Annotated in this window: 17 protein-coding genes and 1 tRNA gene; 6 read left to right on the top strand and 12 right to left on the bottom strand. The window is 53.3% G+C overall.

From position 1 onward, the window contains the following. Positions 1 to 330: 330 nt before the first annotated feature. Both rpsT and mutM read right to left on the bottom strand, forming a co-directional pair. Complete coding sequence (gene rpsT, locus QWU00_RS16490) at positions 331 to 600, bottom strand: 30S ribosomal protein S20 (RefSeq protein WP_035381918.1); 270 nt, start codon at positions 598 to 600, stop codon at positions 331 to 333. Between the two features lie 130 nt (positions 601 to 730). Next, positions 731 to 1570 (bottom strand): bifunctional DNA-formamidopyrimidine glycosylase/DNA-(apurinic or apyrimidinic site) lyase, encoded by an 840-nt coding sequence (gene mutM / locus QWU00_RS16485; protein ID WP_035381920.1) that lies wholly within the window; start codon positions 1568 to 1570, stop codon positions 731 to 733. Positions 1571 to 1599: 29 nt separating this feature from the next. Between mutM and QWU00_RS16480 the strand changes: the two genes are divergently transcribed. Genes QWU00_RS16480 through QWU00_RS16460 form a run of 5 tightly spaced genes read left to right on the top strand, consistent with a single transcriptional unit; the run spans position 1600 to position 7246 of the window. Further along, positions 1600 to 2382, top strand: a complete 783-nt coding sequence (locus QWU00_RS16480) for a class I SAM-dependent methyltransferase (RefSeq protein ID WP_035382050.1) — start codon at positions 1600 to 1602, stop codon at positions 2380 to 2382. A gap of 5 nt (positions 2383 to 2387) precedes the next feature. Beyond that, complete coding sequence (gene coaBC, locus QWU00_RS16475; RefSeq protein ID WP_035381922.1) at positions 2388 to 3626, top strand: bifunctional phosphopantothenoylcysteine decarboxylase/phosphopantothenate--cysteine ligase CoaBC; 1239 nt, start codon at positions 2388 to 2390, stop codon at positions 3624 to 3626. 22 nt (positions 3627 to 3648) lie between these two features. Then, complete coding sequence (dut, locus tag QWU00_RS16470; RefSeq protein WP_035381924.1) at positions 3649 to 4128, top strand: dUTP diphosphatase; 480 nt, start codon at positions 3649 to 3651, stop codon at positions 4126 to 4128. Then, on the top strand, positions 4125 to 5876 hold the full coding sequence (locus tag QWU00_RS16465; RefSeq protein ID WP_052051503.1) for an ABC transporter permease: 1752 nt from the start codon (positions 4125 to 4127) through the stop codon (positions 5874 to 5876). Before dut ends, QWU00_RS16465 begins: the two co-directional genes overlap by 4 nt. A gap of 14 nt (positions 5877 to 5890) precedes the next feature. After that, positions 5891 to 7246: an ABC transporter ATP-binding protein gene (locus QWU00_RS16460; protein WP_035381925.1), complete on the top strand. Its 1356-nt coding sequence runs from the start codon at positions 5891 to 5893 to the stop codon at positions 7244 to 7246. Positions 7247 to 7256: 10 nt separating this feature from the next. Here QWU00_RS16460 and msrA read toward each other — a convergent pair whose 3' ends face one another. From msrA to QWU00_RS16435, 5 genes are all read right to left on the bottom strand, one after another. After that, positions 7257 to 7790, bottom strand: a complete 534-nt coding sequence (msrA, locus tag QWU00_RS16455) for a peptide-methionine (S)-S-oxide reductase MsrA (RefSeq protein WP_035381927.1) — start codon at positions 7788 to 7790, stop codon at positions 7257 to 7259. A 107-nt stretch (positions 7791 to 7897) separates the two neighbouring features. Then, positions 7898 to 10591 (bottom strand): valine--tRNA ligase, encoded by a 2694-nt coding sequence (locus QWU00_RS16450; protein WP_035381929.1) that lies wholly within the window; start codon positions 10589 to 10591, stop codon positions 7898 to 7900. Positions 10592 to 10736: 145 nt separating this feature from the next. Beyond that, positions 10737 to 11435, bottom strand: coding sequence for a DUF2497 domain-containing protein (locus tag QWU00_RS16445; RefSeq protein ID WP_052051504.1), 699 nt, complete (start codon positions 11433 to 11435; stop codon positions 10737 to 10739). 34 nt (positions 11436 to 11469) lie between these two features. Further along, the gene (locus QWU00_RS16440; RefSeq protein ID WP_035381931.1) at positions 11470 to 12903 is read right to left on the bottom strand and encodes a TolC family outer membrane protein; all 1434 of its coding nucleotides are present in this window, start codon (positions 12901 to 12903) and stop codon (positions 11470 to 11472) included. 126 nt (positions 12904 to 13029) lie between these two features. Further along, positions 13030 to 13746: a protein-L-isoaspartate O-methyltransferase family protein gene (locus tag QWU00_RS16435; RefSeq protein WP_081939123.1), complete on the bottom strand. Its 717-nt coding sequence runs from the start codon at positions 13744 to 13746 to the stop codon at positions 13030 to 13032. A 141-nt stretch (positions 13747 to 13887) separates the two neighbouring features. Here QWU00_RS16435 and QWU00_RS16430 point away from each other — a divergent pair. After that, positions 13888 to 13961, top strand: a tRNA-Cys gene (locus QWU00_RS16430). 82 nt (positions 13962 to 14043) lie between these two features. Here QWU00_RS16430 and QWU00_RS16425 read toward each other — a convergent pair. Genes QWU00_RS16425 through QWU00_RS16405 form a run of 5 tightly spaced genes read right to left on the bottom strand, consistent with a single transcriptional unit; the run spans position 14044 to position 18254 of the window. Continuing rightward, positions 14044 to 15072: a tyrosine-type recombinase/integrase gene (locus QWU00_RS16425; RefSeq protein WP_035381933.1), complete on the bottom strand. Its 1029-nt coding sequence runs from the start codon at positions 15070 to 15072 to the stop codon at positions 14044 to 14046. Next, entirely contained in the window at positions 15069 to 15305 is a 237-nt protein-coding gene (locus QWU00_RS16420) for a helix-turn-helix transcriptional regulator (RefSeq protein ID WP_035381934.1), read from the bottom strand. The genes QWU00_RS16425 and QWU00_RS16420 overlap by 4 nt, the downstream gene beginning before the upstream one ends. Next, positions 15305 to 16429 (bottom strand): phage portal protein, encoded by a 1125-nt coding sequence (locus QWU00_RS16415; protein WP_035381935.1) that lies wholly within the window; start codon positions 16427 to 16429, stop codon positions 15305 to 15307. Before QWU00_RS16415 ends, QWU00_RS16420 begins: the two co-directional genes overlap by 1 nt. Then, positions 16426 to 16962 carry an HK97 family phage prohead protease gene (locus QWU00_RS16410; RefSeq protein WP_035381938.1) on the bottom strand — a complete coding sequence of 179 codons (537 nt, stop codon included), beginning with the start codon at positions 16960 to 16962 and terminating at the stop codon, positions 16426 to 16428. Before QWU00_RS16410 ends, QWU00_RS16415 begins: the two co-directional genes overlap by 4 nt. Continuing rightward, a complete protein-coding gene (locus QWU00_RS16405) occupies positions 16959 to 18254 on the bottom strand; it encodes a phage major capsid protein (RefSeq protein ID WP_035381939.1) in 1296 nt (431 codons plus the stop codon). Before QWU00_RS16405 ends, QWU00_RS16410 begins: the two co-directional genes overlap by 4 nt. Positions 18255 to 18261: the final 7 nt, after the last annotated feature.

Genomic DNA, 18261 nt, shown 5'->3' with positions numbered 1-18261 from the left:
CTATGCTCCCGAGCGGTCATAAAACGCGGTTGGCCGCGTATGATTTACGATAAGGGTGCCACTTGCGCGACAACCAGGCAGCCTTTTCCGGCAAATCTCATGCCGCGTTAGAATAAAGCGGCCAGACAGGCAGACAGCACGCTGTTCCTGCGTTGAGACTATCAGCGGAAAGTAATGTAAGGCTCACGCTCGGGCAACGAAAATCTATCTTCATGCCAGATCATTTCAGCCATGCTTGACTGCGTGGTGTACAAAAACAAAGCCGAACCACCCAGCGATGATTCGGCTTTATCAAAGCGCAATAAAAAGGCCTTAAAAGCCTTTTTGATCTCAGGCAGTGGCCAGAGACTTAACGCGAGCAGACAGGCGAGAAATCTTGCGCGCCACAGTGTTGTGATGAACAACACCCTTGGTTGCCGCACGCTGGATTTCCGGCTGAGCCAGACGTAGCGCTTCCCGTGCTTCTTCCTGATTGCCAGCTGCAATGGCGGTTTCCACCTTCTTGATAAAGGTGCGCATACGAGACTTGCGAGCAGTGTTGCGAGCAGTCCGCTTAGCGGTCTGCCGGATGCGCTTACGCGCTGAAGCGATATTCGCCATGAGTTCTATTCTGTCCAGCACAAAAAATGAACGCCGTCGCAGCAAGGCTACGTCGGCCAAAAGAGTAGCGGTGCTGTAATCCAGAGAGGCAGCCGTAGTCAAGTATGTTCGGGGAAGAAGGGGGCTGAAATTACCTTTTTTCCTGCTGAAGCGGGCAAAAAAAGGTTGAACGTCCAGCCTGTGTCATGTGCTGCACGCCTGCACATTTAGGAGGGCCGGGACAGTCCGGGCATGCCAGCCCCTTGCGTCCGTACACTTTCCACGCATGCTGGAAATAACCTAACCCTCCCTCTGGCCTGACATAATCCTTAAGGCTGGAGCCGCCTGCGGCAATGGCTTCTGTCAGAACGGTCTGGATGGCGCTGTGCAGAAGGGTGATCTGTTTTTTCTTTAAAATTCCGGCTGGTGTGTCGGGGTGGATGCGCGCTCTAAACAGGGCTTCACACACGTAGATATTCCCCAGGCCGGCAACAACTTTCTGGTCAAGCAGCACGGTTTTTATCGAGGCGTTTTTACGGACGAAGCTTTTTTGCAGTGTTGCCGGCGAAAAGTCGGCCTCCAGTGGTTCAGGACCCATACCAGAAAGAAGCCGATACGTATCTTCAGCCTGCGTCGGGACTACATCAATCATGCCAAAACGGCGAGGATCGACAAAGGCGCATCTTTTTTTATCGTCAGTGACAAATACCACATGTTCATGAGGTGCTGGTGGTCCGCTAGAATCGAGAATGATGCGTCCCGACATGCCCAGATGGAGAATCACAGAGAGATTTCCTGCCAGTCGCATGAGAATATATTTCCCGCGACGACGAAAGCCGATAACTTTCCGTCCGGAAACACGCTGCGAAAAATCGGCGGAAATCCGCCATCGCAGATCATGTCTACGAATAATGACTGTCTGAATAACGCGGCCTTGCAGAGCAATCTGCATACCACGCATCACGGTTTCGACTTCAGGGAGTTCCGGCATGAGTGAAAAGCAGGGTATAGGGTATGGTCATGACCGACAATAGCTTTGCGCCCTCCCCTGTGTCTTCTGCTCCGCACGCTGAAGAAACTGATTTTGGTTTCCGTTCTGTTCGGAAGGAAGAAAAGAAGCCCCTCGTCCGCGCTGTGTTTGATAGCGTGGCGGGAAAATACGATGTCATGAACGATCTGATGTCCTTGGGCATCCATCGTGTCTGGAAACGGATATTCGTGACGGAACTTGGCCCACAGCCTGGGCTTTCCCTGCTGGATCTGGCTGGCGGCACGGGAGATATTACCTTCGGATGGCTCAAGGGTGGCGGTGGTCCTGCCATTATGACCGATATCAACGCGAGCATGCTCTCCGTGGGGCGGGATCGCGCCCTGAGCCGAGGCTTTGTATCTGATCTGTCCTTCTGTGTGGTGGATGCCGAAGCTATCCCACTTAAAGATATGTCCGTGGACCGTGTCTCAATTGCATTCGGGTTGCGGAATTGTACGGATAAATTGGCTGTTATCCGCGAGGCACGTCGCGTACTGCGACCGGGGGGGCGTTTTATGTGCCTTGAGTTTTCTCGCGTTCAGGTTGCGGCTCTGTCTCCTGTTTATGATGCATGGTCTTTCAAGGTCCTGCCTGCCATGGGCAATCTGATCGCAAAAGACCGGGACAGCTATCAATATCTGGCAGAAAGCATCCGTATGTTCCCGGATCAGGAAACGCTGGCAGATATGTTCCGTGAAGCTGGTCTTTCTCATGTCCGCTATCAGTCTCTTTCCGGGGGGATTGCAGCCATCCATTCCGGCTGGCGTCTGTAAAACTCATGACTGAGCAGCATCACCGTTCCGTTCTGCTGATTGTGAGCGGGAGTATCGCTGCGTTCAAAGCGCCGGAACTCATACGGCTGCTCACGAGTGGTAACGTGCAGGTCCGTTGCGTGCTGACGGATGGGGGGAGCCAGTTTGTGACCCCCCTCACCTTACAGGCTTTGACCGGAGAGCCTGTTTATACAGATCTCTTTTCGCTGACAGCAGAACAGGAGATGGGCCATATTGCCCTCTCCCGATCTGCTGATCTTATTCTGGTGTGCCCTGCCTCAGCCAATCTTTTGGCAAAAATGGCTAATGGGCTGGCGGATGATCTGGCCAGCACGGTTCTTCTGGCAACAGATGCCCCCGTCATGGTTGTGCCCGCCATGAATGTGCGCATGTGGGAGCATGCTGCCACACAGGCCAATATGGCGATATTGGCTAAACGAGGTGTGCTTTTGGTTTCTCCTGTGGCAGGAGGAATGGCTTGCGGAGAATTTGGGGTGGGTCGTATGGCCGAGCCCAATGATATAAAAGACGCTGTGATCGGTTTTTTCCGCCAGCGTGTACGTCACGGCGAAGCGGTTTTGGCCGGAAAGAAAATTGTAGTGACGGCCGGCCCTACGCATGAACCAATTGATCCAGTTCGTTATCTGGCCAATCGTTCTTCCGGGCGACAGGGTTATGCCATTGCGGACGCGCTAGCCGACTTGGGTGCGGATGTAACGCTGGTTAGTGGTCCGACAGCATTACGGGCTCCTGCTGGCGTTACCCTGATTTCCTGTGAGACAGCCCGGGAAATGGAGGCGGCAGTTATGCGTCTTCCCCCTCAGGACGTCGCAGTCTGTACTGCGGCCGTGGCTGACTGGAGGCCCGTTTCTGAAGCTGACCAGAAGATGAAAAAGAAAGATCGGGATGATGTTCCTGCGCCTCTTTCTCTGGTGGCCAATCCTGACATTCTTGCTGAGATTTCCGCACCGTCCGTACATCGTCCGCGTCTGGTTGTGGGGTTTGCCGCCGAAACGGAAAACGTGGAAGCCTATGCCGTGGCAAAACGGACCCGTAAAGGATGTGACTGGATTGTGGCAAATGATGTCAGTCTAGCTGCGAATGTGATGGGCGGTGTTGAAAACCAGATTCTCCTTATAACGCCTCAGGGTGTGGAGTACTGGCCACGCATGACAAAAGAAGAAGTGGCTCGCAGGCTTGCCATCTCCATTATGGATTGGTTTTGTAGTACATCTGACTTTTAAACTACGGATGGAGTATACCTACATGCCCGCACTTGATTCCCGGAATGCCGGCCTTACAGTGCGGGTGCAGCGTCTTGCGCATGCCCAAGACCTTCCCCTGCCTTCTTACGCTACAGCCGGGGCTGCGGGCATGGATATTGTTGCAGCGCTTGATGCGCCCTTAACCCTGCCTTCTGGAGGACGAGCGTTGGTGCCAACAGGCCTACGTATTGCCTTGCCTCCCGGCTATGAATTGCAGATTCGTCCTCGCTCTGGTCTTGCGCTGAAGCACGGCATTATCCTTCCGAACTCTCCCGGTACAATTGACGAAGATTATCGCGGAGAAGTGGGGGTGATCATGCTGAATGCTGGTGAGCAACCTTTTACGGTTGAGCGTGGCATGCGTATTGCTCAGGCTGTTATCGCTCCCGTTGAGCGTATTTCCTGGACGGAATGTACGGAACTGGATGAAACTGAACGCGGTAGTGGGGGTTTTGGCAGTACAGGAACAGGTCTGCCATGACGGCGACCAGACCAGAGACTTCTTTTCGATCCCCAGCATCTTCCTCTCCCCTTTCCATCCGTCACTTGAACAGTGTTGATGCAGTCTTATTGGTCTGTGTGATCGGGGCTGCCATTTTGGTCGGAAATTCGGTGCGACATATGCTTGCGCCGCTTTCATCTCCGGCTGTGGCCCCTTTACATCTTAATATTGCGTGGTTGCCCGGTTATGCTCTGCGTACAACGTTGCGGATGTTTGCAGCGTTAGCACTCTCCCTTGTTTTTACATTTTGCTATGCAACATTGGCGGCTAAAAACCGAAGGGCTGAACATGTTCTGGTGCCTTTGCTGGATGTTTTGCAGTCAGTCCCCATTCTTGGTTTTCTGACATTTACGGTTACCTTTTTTCTCGGATTGTTTCCGGGGCGCGTGCTTGGTGCCGAATTAGCTGCCATCTTCACGATTTTTACCAGCCAGGCTTGGAATATGGCTATGGGCATGTATCAGTCGCTTAAAAGCGTGCCTGAGGAGTTAGAGGAGGCCGCACGCTGCTTCGGACTGACAAGTTGGCAGAAATTCTGGCGGCTGGAAGTTCCCTGTGCCATTCCGTCACTGGTATGGAATTCCATGATGTCCATGGCGGGCGGCTGGTTTATGGTCGTGTATTCGGAAACTATTACTGTTGGAAATACCCACATTGTTCTCCCCGGTATTGGCGCTTATGTGGGCGTAGCCATTAGCCAGAGAAATATTGGAGCAGTGTTCGCTGCGATCATAGCTATGCTGCTGGCTATCCTTGCTTACGACCAGATAGTGTTCCGGCCTCTTGCATCTTGGGCAACCCGCTTTCGGCTAGATGTTACTCCCTCGATAGGTGCCGCGGCACCCGAACCGTGGACGCTCAAGTTGTTGCGTCACACACGGCTGTTGAGTGTGTGTGGTGGCATGCTGCTGGCGGCAGGACGCAAAGTGGGCATGCTACCACTTGGAAGGCGCTTTGTGCCTACGGCGCAACCGAGGTTATCTGATGCAGGGCGGTGGTTATGGTGGGGGATCTGGGGATGTATCTTTTTGGTCGCCCTAGAGCAGGCATGGAGCTATGCCTCTGCGTTCTATACGTCAGAACAAATTTTTCATGTTTTCCTGCTTGGTGGTATCACCCTGTTGCGTGTGGTGAGTATGGTTTGTATGGCGTCCATGATCTGGGTGCCAATAGGGGTTTGGCTTGGGCTTGACCCTGTGCGTGCGCGTCATGTCCAGCTTGTTGTCCAATATTGCGCCGCCTTTCCCGCAAATCTGTTTTTCCCTATTTTTGTGATCGTGATCATCCATTTTCAGCTGGTGCCTGATATCTGGCTCACACCTCTTATGATCCTGGGAGCGCAATGGTATATTCTCTTTAATGTGATAGGAGGAGCTTCTTCCTTTCCGGGTTCACTCTTGGAAGTTGGCCGTAACTTTCATGTTTCAGGCGTGTTGTGGTGGCGCAAGATCATGCTGCCCGGCATTGTGCCTTATTATCTCACTGGCGTGATGGCGGCATCTGGCGGAGCGTGGAACGCGGCCGTTGCTTCTGAAATGGCGCAATGGGGAGACGTTACTCTCAAGGCGCACGGAATTGGTAGCTATATCGCCCAAGCTACAGTGGAAGGATCTGTTAGCCGAGTGGTGCTTGGCGTTGTCGTTATGTCTCTTTTCGTGATGACCATGAACTGGGTGGTCTGGCGCCCTCTTTCAGCATACGCTTATCGCAGGCTCAAATTCAGCTAGACAGGAACCGGTACATGACCTCCCCTCTTCCTGATGCTCAGGAAGGTGCAAAAAGCGCTATTCTGATAGAGGCGCGGCACGTTTCTCAAGCCTATCACAAAGATAGTGCGGTTGATCTTCAGGTTCTGGATGATGTGAGTCTCTCCTTGCATGCAGGAGAAATTGTTGGCTTGCTGGGGCGTTCTGGGTCAGGCAAATCCACTCTTTTGCGCATTCTGGCAGGCCTTCTCTCTCCCACGTCTGGAGATGTGCTGTGGCAGGGAAAGTCATTGAAAGGCCCGGAGCCCGGTGTGGCAATGGTGTTTCAATCGTTCGCGCTCTTTCCGTGGATGACGGTAGAGGAGAATGTAGCGCTTGGTCTGGAGGCCAAGGGCATTCATGGGGCCGAACGTGATCGTTTGGTGGAAAGCGCCATCGATCTGATTGGGCTGGGTGGCTATGAAAACGCTTGGCCCAAGGAACTATCTGGCGGGATGCAACAGCGGGTTGGGTTGGCCAGAGCCTTGGTGGTGCAGCCTGATCTTCTTTTGATGGATGAGCCTTTTTCTGCTCTGGATGTTCTTACAGCCGAGAACCTGCGTACGGATCTAGTTGAACTCTGGGCTGAAAAAAAATTGCCCGTCCAGGGCATGTTGGTGGTTACGCACAATATTGAGGAAGCTGTCCTGATTTGTGACAGGATTATGATCTTTTCCTCTAATCCCGGTCGGATAGCGCACATTCTGTCAGTGCCTTTTGCGCATCCTCGGAATAGAGAGGATGCTGCTTTCCGACAGTTTGTGGATCATATCTACGCTCTTATGACGCAACGCGCCCCCATCATTTCGGAAGCTGATATTGCCGCCGGCCAAGGTCAATCCGCGCAGGCTGCCCCTCTTTTGAGGGCTCTTCCTCAAGTTTCCATCACCATGATGATTGGCATGATGGAAGCATTGGCAGCCCCTCCCCTCAACGGCCGGGCAGATTTGCCCATGTTGGCCGAAAAATTACAGCTTGAACTGGATGATCTGTTCCCATTAGGTGAATCGTTAGAGCTCTTGGCTCTTGCTGAGCTTGAAGACGGTGACATCCTTTTAACCAACGAAGGTGTACATTTTGTTCTAAGTGATCTGGATGAGCGTAAAGCCATAATGGGCCATGCGCTCATCCATCACGTTCCATTGGTCAAGATGATTCGGAGCGTGCTAGACGAACGCCCCTCTCATACAGCGAATGCTGAACGTTTCCGTGATGAGCTGGAAGTCTCCATGTCGCCGGACTATGCCCGGCAAACATTGCAGACGGTTGTAGGCTGGGCTCGGTTTGCCGAGTTGTTTGACTTTGACGAAGAAGGCGATCGATTCTTTTTGGAAGATGACGGTGTAGAATAGTTGACTTATTTTAGAGGGCATAATGAGCAGCAAAGATTTTCCGCATTTTTGCTACCTTGGGAGCAATAACAGCTGCGCAATATCCTGTTCCGGGGTTCTGCTCATAGTAATCATGATGCATCTTCTCTGCGGGCCAGAATGTTGTAAGAGGAGCTATTATTGTGACTAGGGGTGCCCCCCATATATTTTCTTTTTCAATCTCTGTTTTGACAGTTTCAGCAGTTTTTTTTTGATTTTCATCTTTATAAAATATGACAGAACGATACTGCGTTCCTATGTCATTTCCCTGCCGGTTAAGCGTGGTAGGATCATGCAAGGTAAAGAAAACTTTCAGAAAATTTTTGTAGCTGATTATTTCAGGATCAAATTCAACCTCAACTACTTCGGCGTGGCCTGTCTGACCGCTACAAACCTGCTTGTAGGTTGGGGCTTCCGTGTCGCCCCCGGCATAACCGGGCGTCAGAGATAAAATGCCGCGCATGCCACGTAAAACGGCCTCGACGCACCAGAAACATCCACCACCAAGAACAGCTGTATCAGACATTTCAGTCTCCGATTATTCAGGTCATAGAAAAAGCCATAACGCAGTAAACGCAAGTCGGTCAGCATACTCTTCAGACGCTGACCGCTATTGCATCACTCTTCGCTATATTAGCTGATGCGTGCAAGCGCTGCTTGCAGACGAGAGCGCTCACCTTGCTGATTTTCCAAACGTTCCCGCATTTCTTCTACAATTTCAGGCTTTGCGCGGGTCACAAAATTTTCGTTACCGAGTTTTTTCTCGGTTTTTTCAATCTCATCCTCTGCCTTAGCCAGTTCTTTCTTGAGGCGTTCTTGCTCGGCTGTGATGTCAATCAAGCCTTCCAGCGGAATAACCAGTGTTGCTTCATCAACAACAGCTTGAGCGGAACCGCGGGGAACTTCACCTTCCAAAGCCGCAACCTCAGAGACGCGTGCCATACGGGCGATGGCTTCTTTCCAGCGCTCAGCACGAGCAACGGTTTCCGGGTTTGCATCTTTCAGAAATACCGGAGCTTTCTGAGAGGGCGGAACATTCATTTCTGAACGTACGGTCCGTATTTCGGAAATCAGACGGATAATCTGATCACATTCAGAAAGTGCTGTCTGTGCTTCTGTCATCTTCACAGGTTCGGGCCATGGAGCAGAAATCAGACTTCCTTCTGCTCCAAAGCCAAACGAATGCCATAGATCATCTGTGACAAATGGCATAACGGGCTGCAGCAGGCGCAGGATGATGTTTAGCACATACGCCGCAACACCACGAATTTCGGCGGCTTCTGCTGCATTGGTTGAGGCAAAAACGGGCTTGGCAAACTCAAGGAACCAATCGCAGAAACGATTCCAGATGAAGCGATAGCAGGTTAATGCGTATTCATCGAAACGGTAGACTTCCAACGCTCTGGTGGCGTCCTGAATAGCGGCGGAAGCTTCCGTTATGATCCAGCGGCCGAGCGAGGACTGGACAGTTGCTGGATCAAAATTTTCCTGTGCTTTAACGCCGTTCATTTCGCAGAAGCGCGCCGCATTCCAGATTTTGGTAACAAAAGCGCGGTAGTCTTCAACTTTTTTACGCCCCAGCTTGACGTCTCGACCAATGCCGGTCAGTGCGCAAATCGTGAAGCGCATAGCATCGGCACCGAAATCGTCAATCAGGTCCAGAGGATCGATGCCGTTTCCTTTGCTCTTGGACATTTTCTGTCCACGCTCGTCCCGCACCAATCCATGAATAAAGACGTGGCGGAACGGCACATCTTTCATGAAGTGCTCACCCATCATAATCATTCTGGCAACCCAGAAGAAAATGATGTCAAAGCCCGTCACCAAAACGTCTGTCGGGTAGTAGCGTGCAAGTTCAGGTGTTTTCTCTGGCCAGCCTAATGTGGAAAATGGCCAAAGCCCAGATGAAAACCATGTATCAAGAACATCTTCATCTTGCGTGAGAGATTCAGTTTTACCGTAATGACCTACCGCCTGAGCTTGAGCGTCAGCTTCATCTCGCGCAACAAATACGTGTCCATCTGGTCCATACCAAGCGGGAATACGATGGCCCCACCACAACTGGCGAGAAATACACCATGGCTGAATGTCACGCATCCACGCGAAAAAGGTATTTTCCCACTGTTTGGGGATGAAAGTGATTTTACCACTGGTAACAGCTTCAATGGCCGGGCCTGCCAGTTTGGCGGCGTCACAGTACCACTGGGTTGTCAGGCGCGGCTCAATCACTGCACCGCCGCGTTCAGCATGCGGCACCTGATGCCGGTGTGGCTCTATTTTTTCGAGCCAGCCCAAGGTTTCCAGTTCGGTGACAATGACCTGGCGGGCCTCTTCACGTGAGAGGCCGTTCAATGTTTTGACAAAATCAGGATCAGCCAGGCCCGGAACAAGCTGTAGTTCGTCTTCTATTTCTTCGAGTATGATGCGTGCTTCTTCATCAAGCACGGAGAGCATGGGAAGTTGATGGCGGCGCCCAACTTCAAAGTCATTAAAGTCATGTGCAGGGGTAATTTTTACCGCCCCTGTTCCCTTTTCAGGATCGGAGTGAAGATCCGCGACAATGGGAATCAAGCGCCCAGTGAGAGGGAGGCGGACGGACTGACCAATCAGGGCGGCGTAACGTTCATCTTCAGGATGAACGGCAACGGCCACGTCACCCAGCATGGTTTCCGGCCGGGTCGTGGCAACCGTAATGCAGATATCGCCCTGCCCTTCTACCGGATAACGGATGTACCAGAGTTTGCCCGCAACATCTTTGCTTTCAACTTCAAGGTCAGAAATAGCAGAGCGGAACACCGGATCCCAGTTAACGAGCCGCCGGTCACGATAGATCAGGCCTTCCTGATACAGCGTGACAAAAACTTCCTTAACAGCACGTGATAGCCCTTCATCCATGGTGAAGCGTTCACGTGGCCAATCAAGAGAGGCTCCTAACCGACGAAGCTGCTGCGTAATTCCGCCACCGGATTCCTCTTTCCACTTCCACACACGTTGCGTGAAAGCGTCTCGCCCCAATTCTTGGCGCGTGGTGTTTTCTGCCGCGAGTGCACGTTCAACAACCATCTGAGTCGCGATGCCAGCATGATCTGTGCCTGGCTGCCACAGAGTATCAAAGCCTTGCATCCGTTTCCAGCGGATCAGCGTATCCTGCAATGTCATGGTGAGCGCATGCCCCATGTGCAGAGTGCCTGTTACGTTCGGCGGCGGGATCATGATGGTGAAAGGCTCTTGGGTGCTTTCAGGCTGAGCTGAAAAGGCCTTCTGGCTTTCCCACAAAGTATAAAGGCGCTTTTCAGTTTCAGCAGGCTCAAACGTTTTGTTCAGCATCATATCCAACCAGCAAACGTAAAAAAGGCGGAAGGCATATTATACCCCCGCCTCAAGCAGAATGGAGCATCCTGCATACCAAGAAGAGACCAAGCAGTAATTCTCTTTCCTGCGCTTGGACAGGAAAGAGATATTTACCGCAGGGTTATAGGCCGCGTTGAGTCAGACGCTCTACTTCCTTACGGACTGCCGCCTGCACGATTCCCGCCAGATGAGCATCCAGCCATTTTTTGAGGAAAACACGTACTTCCTGACGGACGATATCTTCGACAGTCAGAGAACCTTCATGTGTGATGGCCACTTTTCTCTCCTCATGTTCTCTCAGGTACTTTTCCTGAAGGGTTTTTTGCAGAACGGAAAACGAACTTCCAGTGTCGGAAATGGTTTCGTCATTCAAGGGAATCGGCAGGGAACCGGACATATTTTCAGCCTTATCAATCAGTTCAATTTGTCTGAGATCAGTAACAGACAGAACCTCGTTACTGTCCGCATTTTCTGGGAGAGAGACATCTGATGGTGCCTCTTTTGCCAAAACCTGCGTGCTTTTCTCCGGTCCATCTGCATGACTGTCATGCTTCTGTTTTATGGCCTCTGAACCGAGAGGCTGTCCAGTATCAGTTTGGTCCTCTGTTCCTAAAGGCAAGCCGTCATGAGTATGCGAATCGGTCCCGCCTGCCATCATCGCGGGGGACAGAACAAGGATGTCCTCATCTTCATCCTCGGAGCTGGAAGATGGACCAGCGCTCTGCGCAGCCATATGCTCGTTGTGCAAAACCTGCCTTATGGATGACAACACATCCGCAACAGATCGCCCTGTTTCTTCTGTCTCGTGAGGTGACGTCATTAAAAAATTCCTGCCAAACGACTGCTCTCAGCAATTAACGACCTGGCTGATTGACTGCGTAGTCGTTTATTCCCCATAGCCGGTCTTTTACTGCTTGGTAATAGGCTTTGTCATCATAAAGGGGCACATTCAGTTTCAAGTCTGCAGCCGTAAGGCGGCCGATTGCAGATGCAACATTATATGATGCCAAGACCATATTGCTCAGACTTTGCACGAGAGCGACCTGAGCCTGCAGAAGTGTTTCCTGTTGCTGAAGAACTTCCAGTGTGGTGCTTGTTCCAACAATAGCCTGACGTTCCACACCATCCAGCGCCACGGTTCCTGCTCTGATAGCGGCGCGATTGCTGGAAATGGCAGCTTGATATGATACCAGTTTCTGCCAATTGGAAACAGCATCCTGCGCGGCGGTCCGGCGCTGAATATCAACTTCTCGGTGAGCCGCCTGCACCTGCTGTTTGGCCTGCCGAACAGCAGCATATTCCGAACCACCCTGATAGACTGGAATATTGAAATTCAGCATGGCGTATTTGTTTTCATCAATCTGATGATTCAAACTTTGGTTTACTTGCCGTTGATATGCTGCTGTCGCAGAAATTTTTGGCATGATCGCTGAAATGGCGACAGAAACAGCGTCTTTCTGTGAAGATTCGGTGAAAAGAGCATTAATAACGTCTGGATTGTTACGCACAGCCATAGCGGCTGCAGTTTGCTCATTTTTTACCGGAAGAACCAACGGTTGTGGTGGCACGAGATTGGGCGGAGGTGCCATTCCAACAATTTGCATATAAGTTGCCTGGGCTGTCTGCAACGTCCCTTCAGACTGCTGGCGGGCTGCTTTAGCTGTAGCATAGGCTGATTCTGCCTGCGCTACATCTGTGCGGGTAATCTCTCCTACACGGAAGCGTTCATTGGTCGCACGTAGCTGCTGCTGCAAAACGCGCTCATTATTAATGTTAAGCTGAAGAAGCTGCTCGTCTTCAATAACGCTGACATAGGCGTTCACTACATTCTTGAAGACTTGCTGCTCTACAGAAATCAGATTGGCACGAGCGGCCATCACTTTATTAACAGCCTGATGGGTAGCTGCCGTTGTCTTGCCACCGCTATAAATAGGCTGCTGAATTGAGACCCCGGCAGTATAGCCAGGCGTATCATATATGCGTAAATAACCAGGCTGATCGGCGCTGCCTTGATAGTCGTTCTGTCCCTTATAGTAAGTTAGGCCGACATTGCCCGTAACTGTCGGCCGCCATCCAGCCAGGGCAGTCGGCACTTGTTCGTCCGTAGCACGCAAGGTGGCGCGGGCTTGCTGCAGGGTCGGATTAGTCAGATACGCAGACGCAAGAGCTTCCTGCAGTGTATGCGGCACAAAAGTGGGGGAGCCGCTCCCATCATATTTTTGAGCCCACGCGGTGGAACTGCAAAGCGCGGCTGTTAAGCCGATGCCCACTCCGCAAATACGCCTCATGTGCTTCTCCCACTTAAATGACTAAATATTTATGCTGCCCTTACATGGCACGACATAGGACATATTTCTATCACTTAAACTCGAAAAACACACTCCCTCGATTTTTCTGGTTGAATATTTCAGAGCCTAAAATTGAAAACTTGAGGTTGGCGATAGGCCCTGGAGAGGAGGTAAAAAGCCATCAAAGAGGAAAGTTTTGGTAAAAATTGTTGAAGAGCGATTTTCTCGGTACGCCTGAAAGCCAGAGGCCATGCCATGAGTTGTGGCCCACATACCGACAATAGCCCCCTTGTCACTCAGTTGTTCATCGCAAAATTGGGGCATATCAAACACTGTGCCGTCGAAATAGATCAGATCGTAAGGTGCGTTCGAAGGGTGACCATCTTTGAGGTTGCCTACGACCCATGTCACGGAAGGGGCATGACGTTGGCAGAATCTCTCCCCGATTTCTGCGAGGGTAGGATCAGATTCCAAAGCTGTGACGTTTTTGCCTAAATGAGCAAAAATTGCCGCCGTGTACCCAGCTCCGGCACCGACGATTAATGTTTTTTTTAGTGATTCGGAAAGGCTGGCTTGTACCAAGCGTGCTGTAATAAGTGGTTGAGCTAAAACGCGCTTCTCCCCGATTGGCACATTTACATCCGCATAGGCGATTGCCTGTTGTGCAGTGGGAACACATTCTTCGCGTGGCAACGTGCGCATGATCTTCAAAAGCTGAGGATCGGTAATTTCTGAAGGCCGGAGTTGGTCATCAACCATATAATCGCGGGCCTGTGCAAAATCATTCAGATAAAACTGGGGCCGATTGCCAAGGAGGCTGGTGGTCGAACAGTCAGCAGTCATGTGTTTCAAGTGCCCTCTTCCGCGTCACTGATGAGATAAAAATCATCGCACATAAGTCTGTGTGGCACAGGGTGTGTAAAATCGCACAACACAACGGCTTGACCGATGCGCCCTGACAGGACATAAGGCTCTCACGTCACTGGTCCGGTGGCAGAATGGTGATGCAGCGGACTGCAAATCCGCGTACGTGGGTTCGATTCCCGCCCGGACCTCCAATGCTGTGTGCATTGTTTTTACCTTTCAAAGACTTATCGAATTTATTGGCAAACCTGTTCCCGCAGGTTTGCCAATGCTTGTTCACCGTTTGCACTCCATCAGGCTGGCGATGGCCTTATCGGCCATCTGTTCCTGACTGGCAGCGCGAAGGTATGCTGTCGCTTCCTTGGGTGTTTTCCATCCTCCTACGGCCATGATCTGCGGCAGGCTGCATCCGGCCTCGGCCAGCCGTCTTGCGGCGGCTTTGCGTAAGCCATGGGCACTAAGCCCTTCTGGCAATCCAGCGGCTCGACGGCAATCACGGAAATAATTGCCAAACCCACCGGCTGAAAATGTTTTCCCCTGCCCCGTCAGTAGAAAGGTCATCTGTCCTGCGGGAACGTGACTGAGAACCTCTGACAGACTCGGATGAACAGGGAGAAGCAGATGCGCACCCGTCTTGCTCTGGCGAATGTCGATCTTGTTGTTTCGGATATGCTGCCATCCCATGATCCGCACATCGGCGGACCTCTGGCCCGTATAGAGCAGCAGTTCCAAGGCTAGCCGCGCGGTTGATCCTATCGGCCAGTGATTGCGGAACTGGGTGATGTCGCTTTCAGACCACGACTCATGCCCGTCCGTTTTGTTCTTCAGCTTGCGGACATACTGGGTGGGATCGTCCTTGCGCCATCCCATTTCTATGGCGTGCCTCATCAGGATGCGCAGCATCTTGAGCAGGGCGTTGCCTGATGCGGGTGTGTCCGCTTTTTTAGCGACTATAAGGCGAACATGGCGGGATTCCAGTTGCGCCACCATGTTGTCACCATGCTGCACCCTAAGCCGTTCAATGAGATTCCGGTAGGTTGCCTGGGTAATGGGTTTAAGCTGAAGCCAATCCGCGCTCTGATAATAAGACACGATCAGGGCGTTGAATGTGCCCGGTTTCGTGCGGGTTACAGCGACCGGCACAGGCGTGCCAGATAACGCTGCCTGGTATGCCGTCATGAACTCTTGCGAGCCCGGCATACCGGGCAGCGCAACCTGCTTATAACCCGGTTTACGGAAATAATGGCGCATCTTGTTATGCCGGTCACGGAAGCGGTGGACATATGCCAGATCAAGTTTGGTCATGCCGCTGTGTGATCCCATCCGTTGGAGGTTTCAGTTTCAGCAAGGCTATCGGCCCATCCATCCAGTTCCCTGCGGTCCCAGACGTTGACGGTTCCGCCCGGAAAGGTGCGTGGTGCAGGAAGAACGCCTTCCTGCACCAGTTGCGAAAACTTGCTCGCGGAAACGCCAAGGTATGCCGCTGCCAGTTCACGCCGTAACAACCGGCCCCAATCGGGCATGACAGGCTTCGCCATTACGCTGCATCCTCCTGCATGGGGTTGTATCCTTCCTGTTCACGGATCTCGTTCACGGTCAGGATTTTATTCTGTATGGCGACACCGTAGGACTGCCACCGGGTTGCGTAGTCGCCACGCATGAGGCTGCTCATATCAATGACCAGTTCATACGGGTTGGACGCACCGAACACGGACCGCTTGAATTCGGCCTCGATCTTGCGCACCCACGGCACCAACGTGTTCTGGGCAAACCAGAGACTGGCCTGCGCCGCGTTCGTGAAGGTATTGTTCGAGTAATCCTGCACAATCGGCGGTGGCACGCCGTAGATGCGGCACAGCTCCTGCACGCTGAACTTGCGGCTTTCCAATGCTTCCGCATCTTCCGGGCTGATGCCGACCGCCTGCCACTTCAGGCCGTTGGGCAGGACAATTACGCGGCGGGCATTATTGGTCCCACCTGCCCGTTCCTGTAACTGCTGCTTGAGGTCCTTGGCCTGATCGTTGCTGAGTGCGCCCGTCTCACTTGAGACGATACCAGACGGCACCACCTGATTCTGCCACATGTTCAGGCTGTAATCCTGAAGGGCTGCGGCACCCGTGAACACATCCCGCGCACGACTGAGCCGACTGCGGCCGACAAGGCCATCGTCGGAACGGTCGCGCAGATGGAACACTTCATTATCCAGCAATGTGCGGGTGACGCCCTGCCATGCCATCACGGTGTAACGCAGGCGACCAGACTTCAGCCGGTCCACCTGGACACACTGCCACGGAATGGGCGTCAGGGCGGTTGGACGGCCTGCGCCGTCATACTCCACCACCATCACGGCGTTGCCGGTCAGCAGGACGCTTGCCAGCGCCCATTCCATCAGATCAGGCCATGTCTGGGTGCGGTTGGGCTGCCTGATCAGCCGCGAAACAGGATGGTTCGGCGCTTCCGTCCTGGTATTGCCCGCTGTGTTGTAGACGTAGGCATCCAGTGACGCTATGCCGCTGGAAATGGCGTTTACACACGCCAGCACGGTCGCCAGATTTTCAGGATTACCCGGCCCGCGCGGAAACCATAAATCAGGCAGAACGGGTTCTGCGGATACAGCCGCCCGTTTTTCAGGGCGGCCAAAGAGACGGTCAAGGAAACTCATCTGATCGTCTCCAAGAAGCGGCGGCGCTGCGCCGGTGTCATGATGGTGCTGCGGCTCCGTGCGGAAATTGTTGTATCCGCATAGGCCGGAAACGCCTGCACCACGCTGATTTCCACCAGATCGACCGCACGCAGTTCACGCTGGTCTGATGCCGGCCATGCTTCATCCTTGACGCGGAACCCGAAAGACATGCCGCCCAGATCATTCCGTTCGGCCAGAGCCAGAACGTCACGGCCAAGCTGTGTGTCTGGTATCGCCAGTTCAAAATGAAGACCGCGTGTATCTTCCGCCAGCTTGAGTGTGCCCGATGCCGTGCGGGCCAACAGCCTGGTGGGGTCATGATCGACCAGGCCGAGAATGTCCGGGTTTGCCGTGAGTGTGCTGGCAAAAGCGCCGGAGCGGATGGTTTCGGAAAAGCTGCCGATGCGGGCAGATGCCCCAAACACGGCGGCATAGCCTTCAAGTTTGCGACTGGCGGCGCGGAATTCCACGCCACACGAACGCCTTTCCACGCTGCCAGTCGCGCCGGTCATGCCGTGATGCCTGTCAGGGTCAGCAGGGTCTGAGGCCGCACGACAAGCACGTCAGCCCGCATCCACGCCACGAAGCCGATCTGTCCGTTTTCGGCGTACAATTCGTTCAGGACGCTGATCTGAAGGCTGGTCCGCATACCAACATAGACCTGGCTGAAATCGCCCATGACGATGGTGCTGGCGTTCTTGTCCGTGCCCTGGTCAACAGGAACTGACGTGGTGGTCAGGCGCGGAATGGAGGAGACGTCCGCCGGGGCGGAAAGCGGGTTGCCGTTGGAATCCTTGAAACCGCGAATTGCCCGGTTGGTGCGCGGCGCCATGATCATGGCCGTCACCTTGCCCGCGTTCACGTTTTCCAGATCAAGCACGCCATCAAGAACCGGGTCCCAGTTGGTCAGCTTGCCGCCCAGTGCGGTTGTCTGGATGCCGGGTGTGTTGACGATGCCAAGCGGACTGTTCGCGGAGCCATCACCGAACAGAATGGCCTGATCCAGCGCCAGTGCGCCCGAAGCGGCAAAAGCGGCGCGGATGATGGAATCCACGTTCTGCCCGTCTTCCAGCAGTTCCCGGCTGATCTTGCAACGAAGCGCCCATGACTTGGCGGTCATCTTCACCTGGTCAAACGTGCTTTCGTCTTCAACAATGCCTGTATTTTCCGCACGCCATGCACCGACTGGCGTTTTGGTCAGGCGGCCAAAAGTCAGGGACTGGCTGGACATGGGCACCGTGCGGCATCCAGCGCGGAAGGAAACCGTGTTGGCACGTAGTTCATCAAGGACGGCTGCGGCAACAGGAACCGGCACCAACGCACCACCCGAACCGATGCTGCTTTCGGACATGACGCGGCGTTCAAGTTCCGTCTGCGGGCCGCGATACAGCGCACGCAGGAAGCCGCCAAGTCCCAGTTCCTGAGCGCGGTTTTCACTGGCAGGCAGGAAAGAAGCCAGAGTGTGACGGGCTTCCAGAACCGGAACCGTCTGCCCTTCCTGAGTGCGCAGCATCAGGCCGTCAAAACTCTCCGGTATCTGTGCCGGTGCAGGAAAACCTGCAACGCGGACTTCCGGTTGTGCGGGTGCGCCACCGCCTACACGGTCAGCCGGGGCTGTGCGGTCCAGATCGTCAATCTGTGCCTGACGTGCCATGCGGCTTTCCAGCGTGTTCAGTTCGGTGGACAGTTCAGTCCACCGTGTTTCTGCCTCAGCCGGAAGCGCACCATCCGGATGTGCTGTGTTCAAGGCGCGCATTTCGGTTGCGATTTCCGTTTTGCGGGCCTGCATTTCACGTAAAGTCATAAAGGGG

This window comes from Acetobacter tropicalis, assembly GCF_030644465.1.
Lineage (GTDB): Bacteria > Pseudomonadota > Alphaproteobacteria > Acetobacterales > Acetobacteraceae > Acetobacter > Acetobacter tropicalis.
The sequence above is the reverse complement of the archived record's forward strand: the minus strand, read 5'-3'. Positions and strand labels throughout refer to the sequence as shown.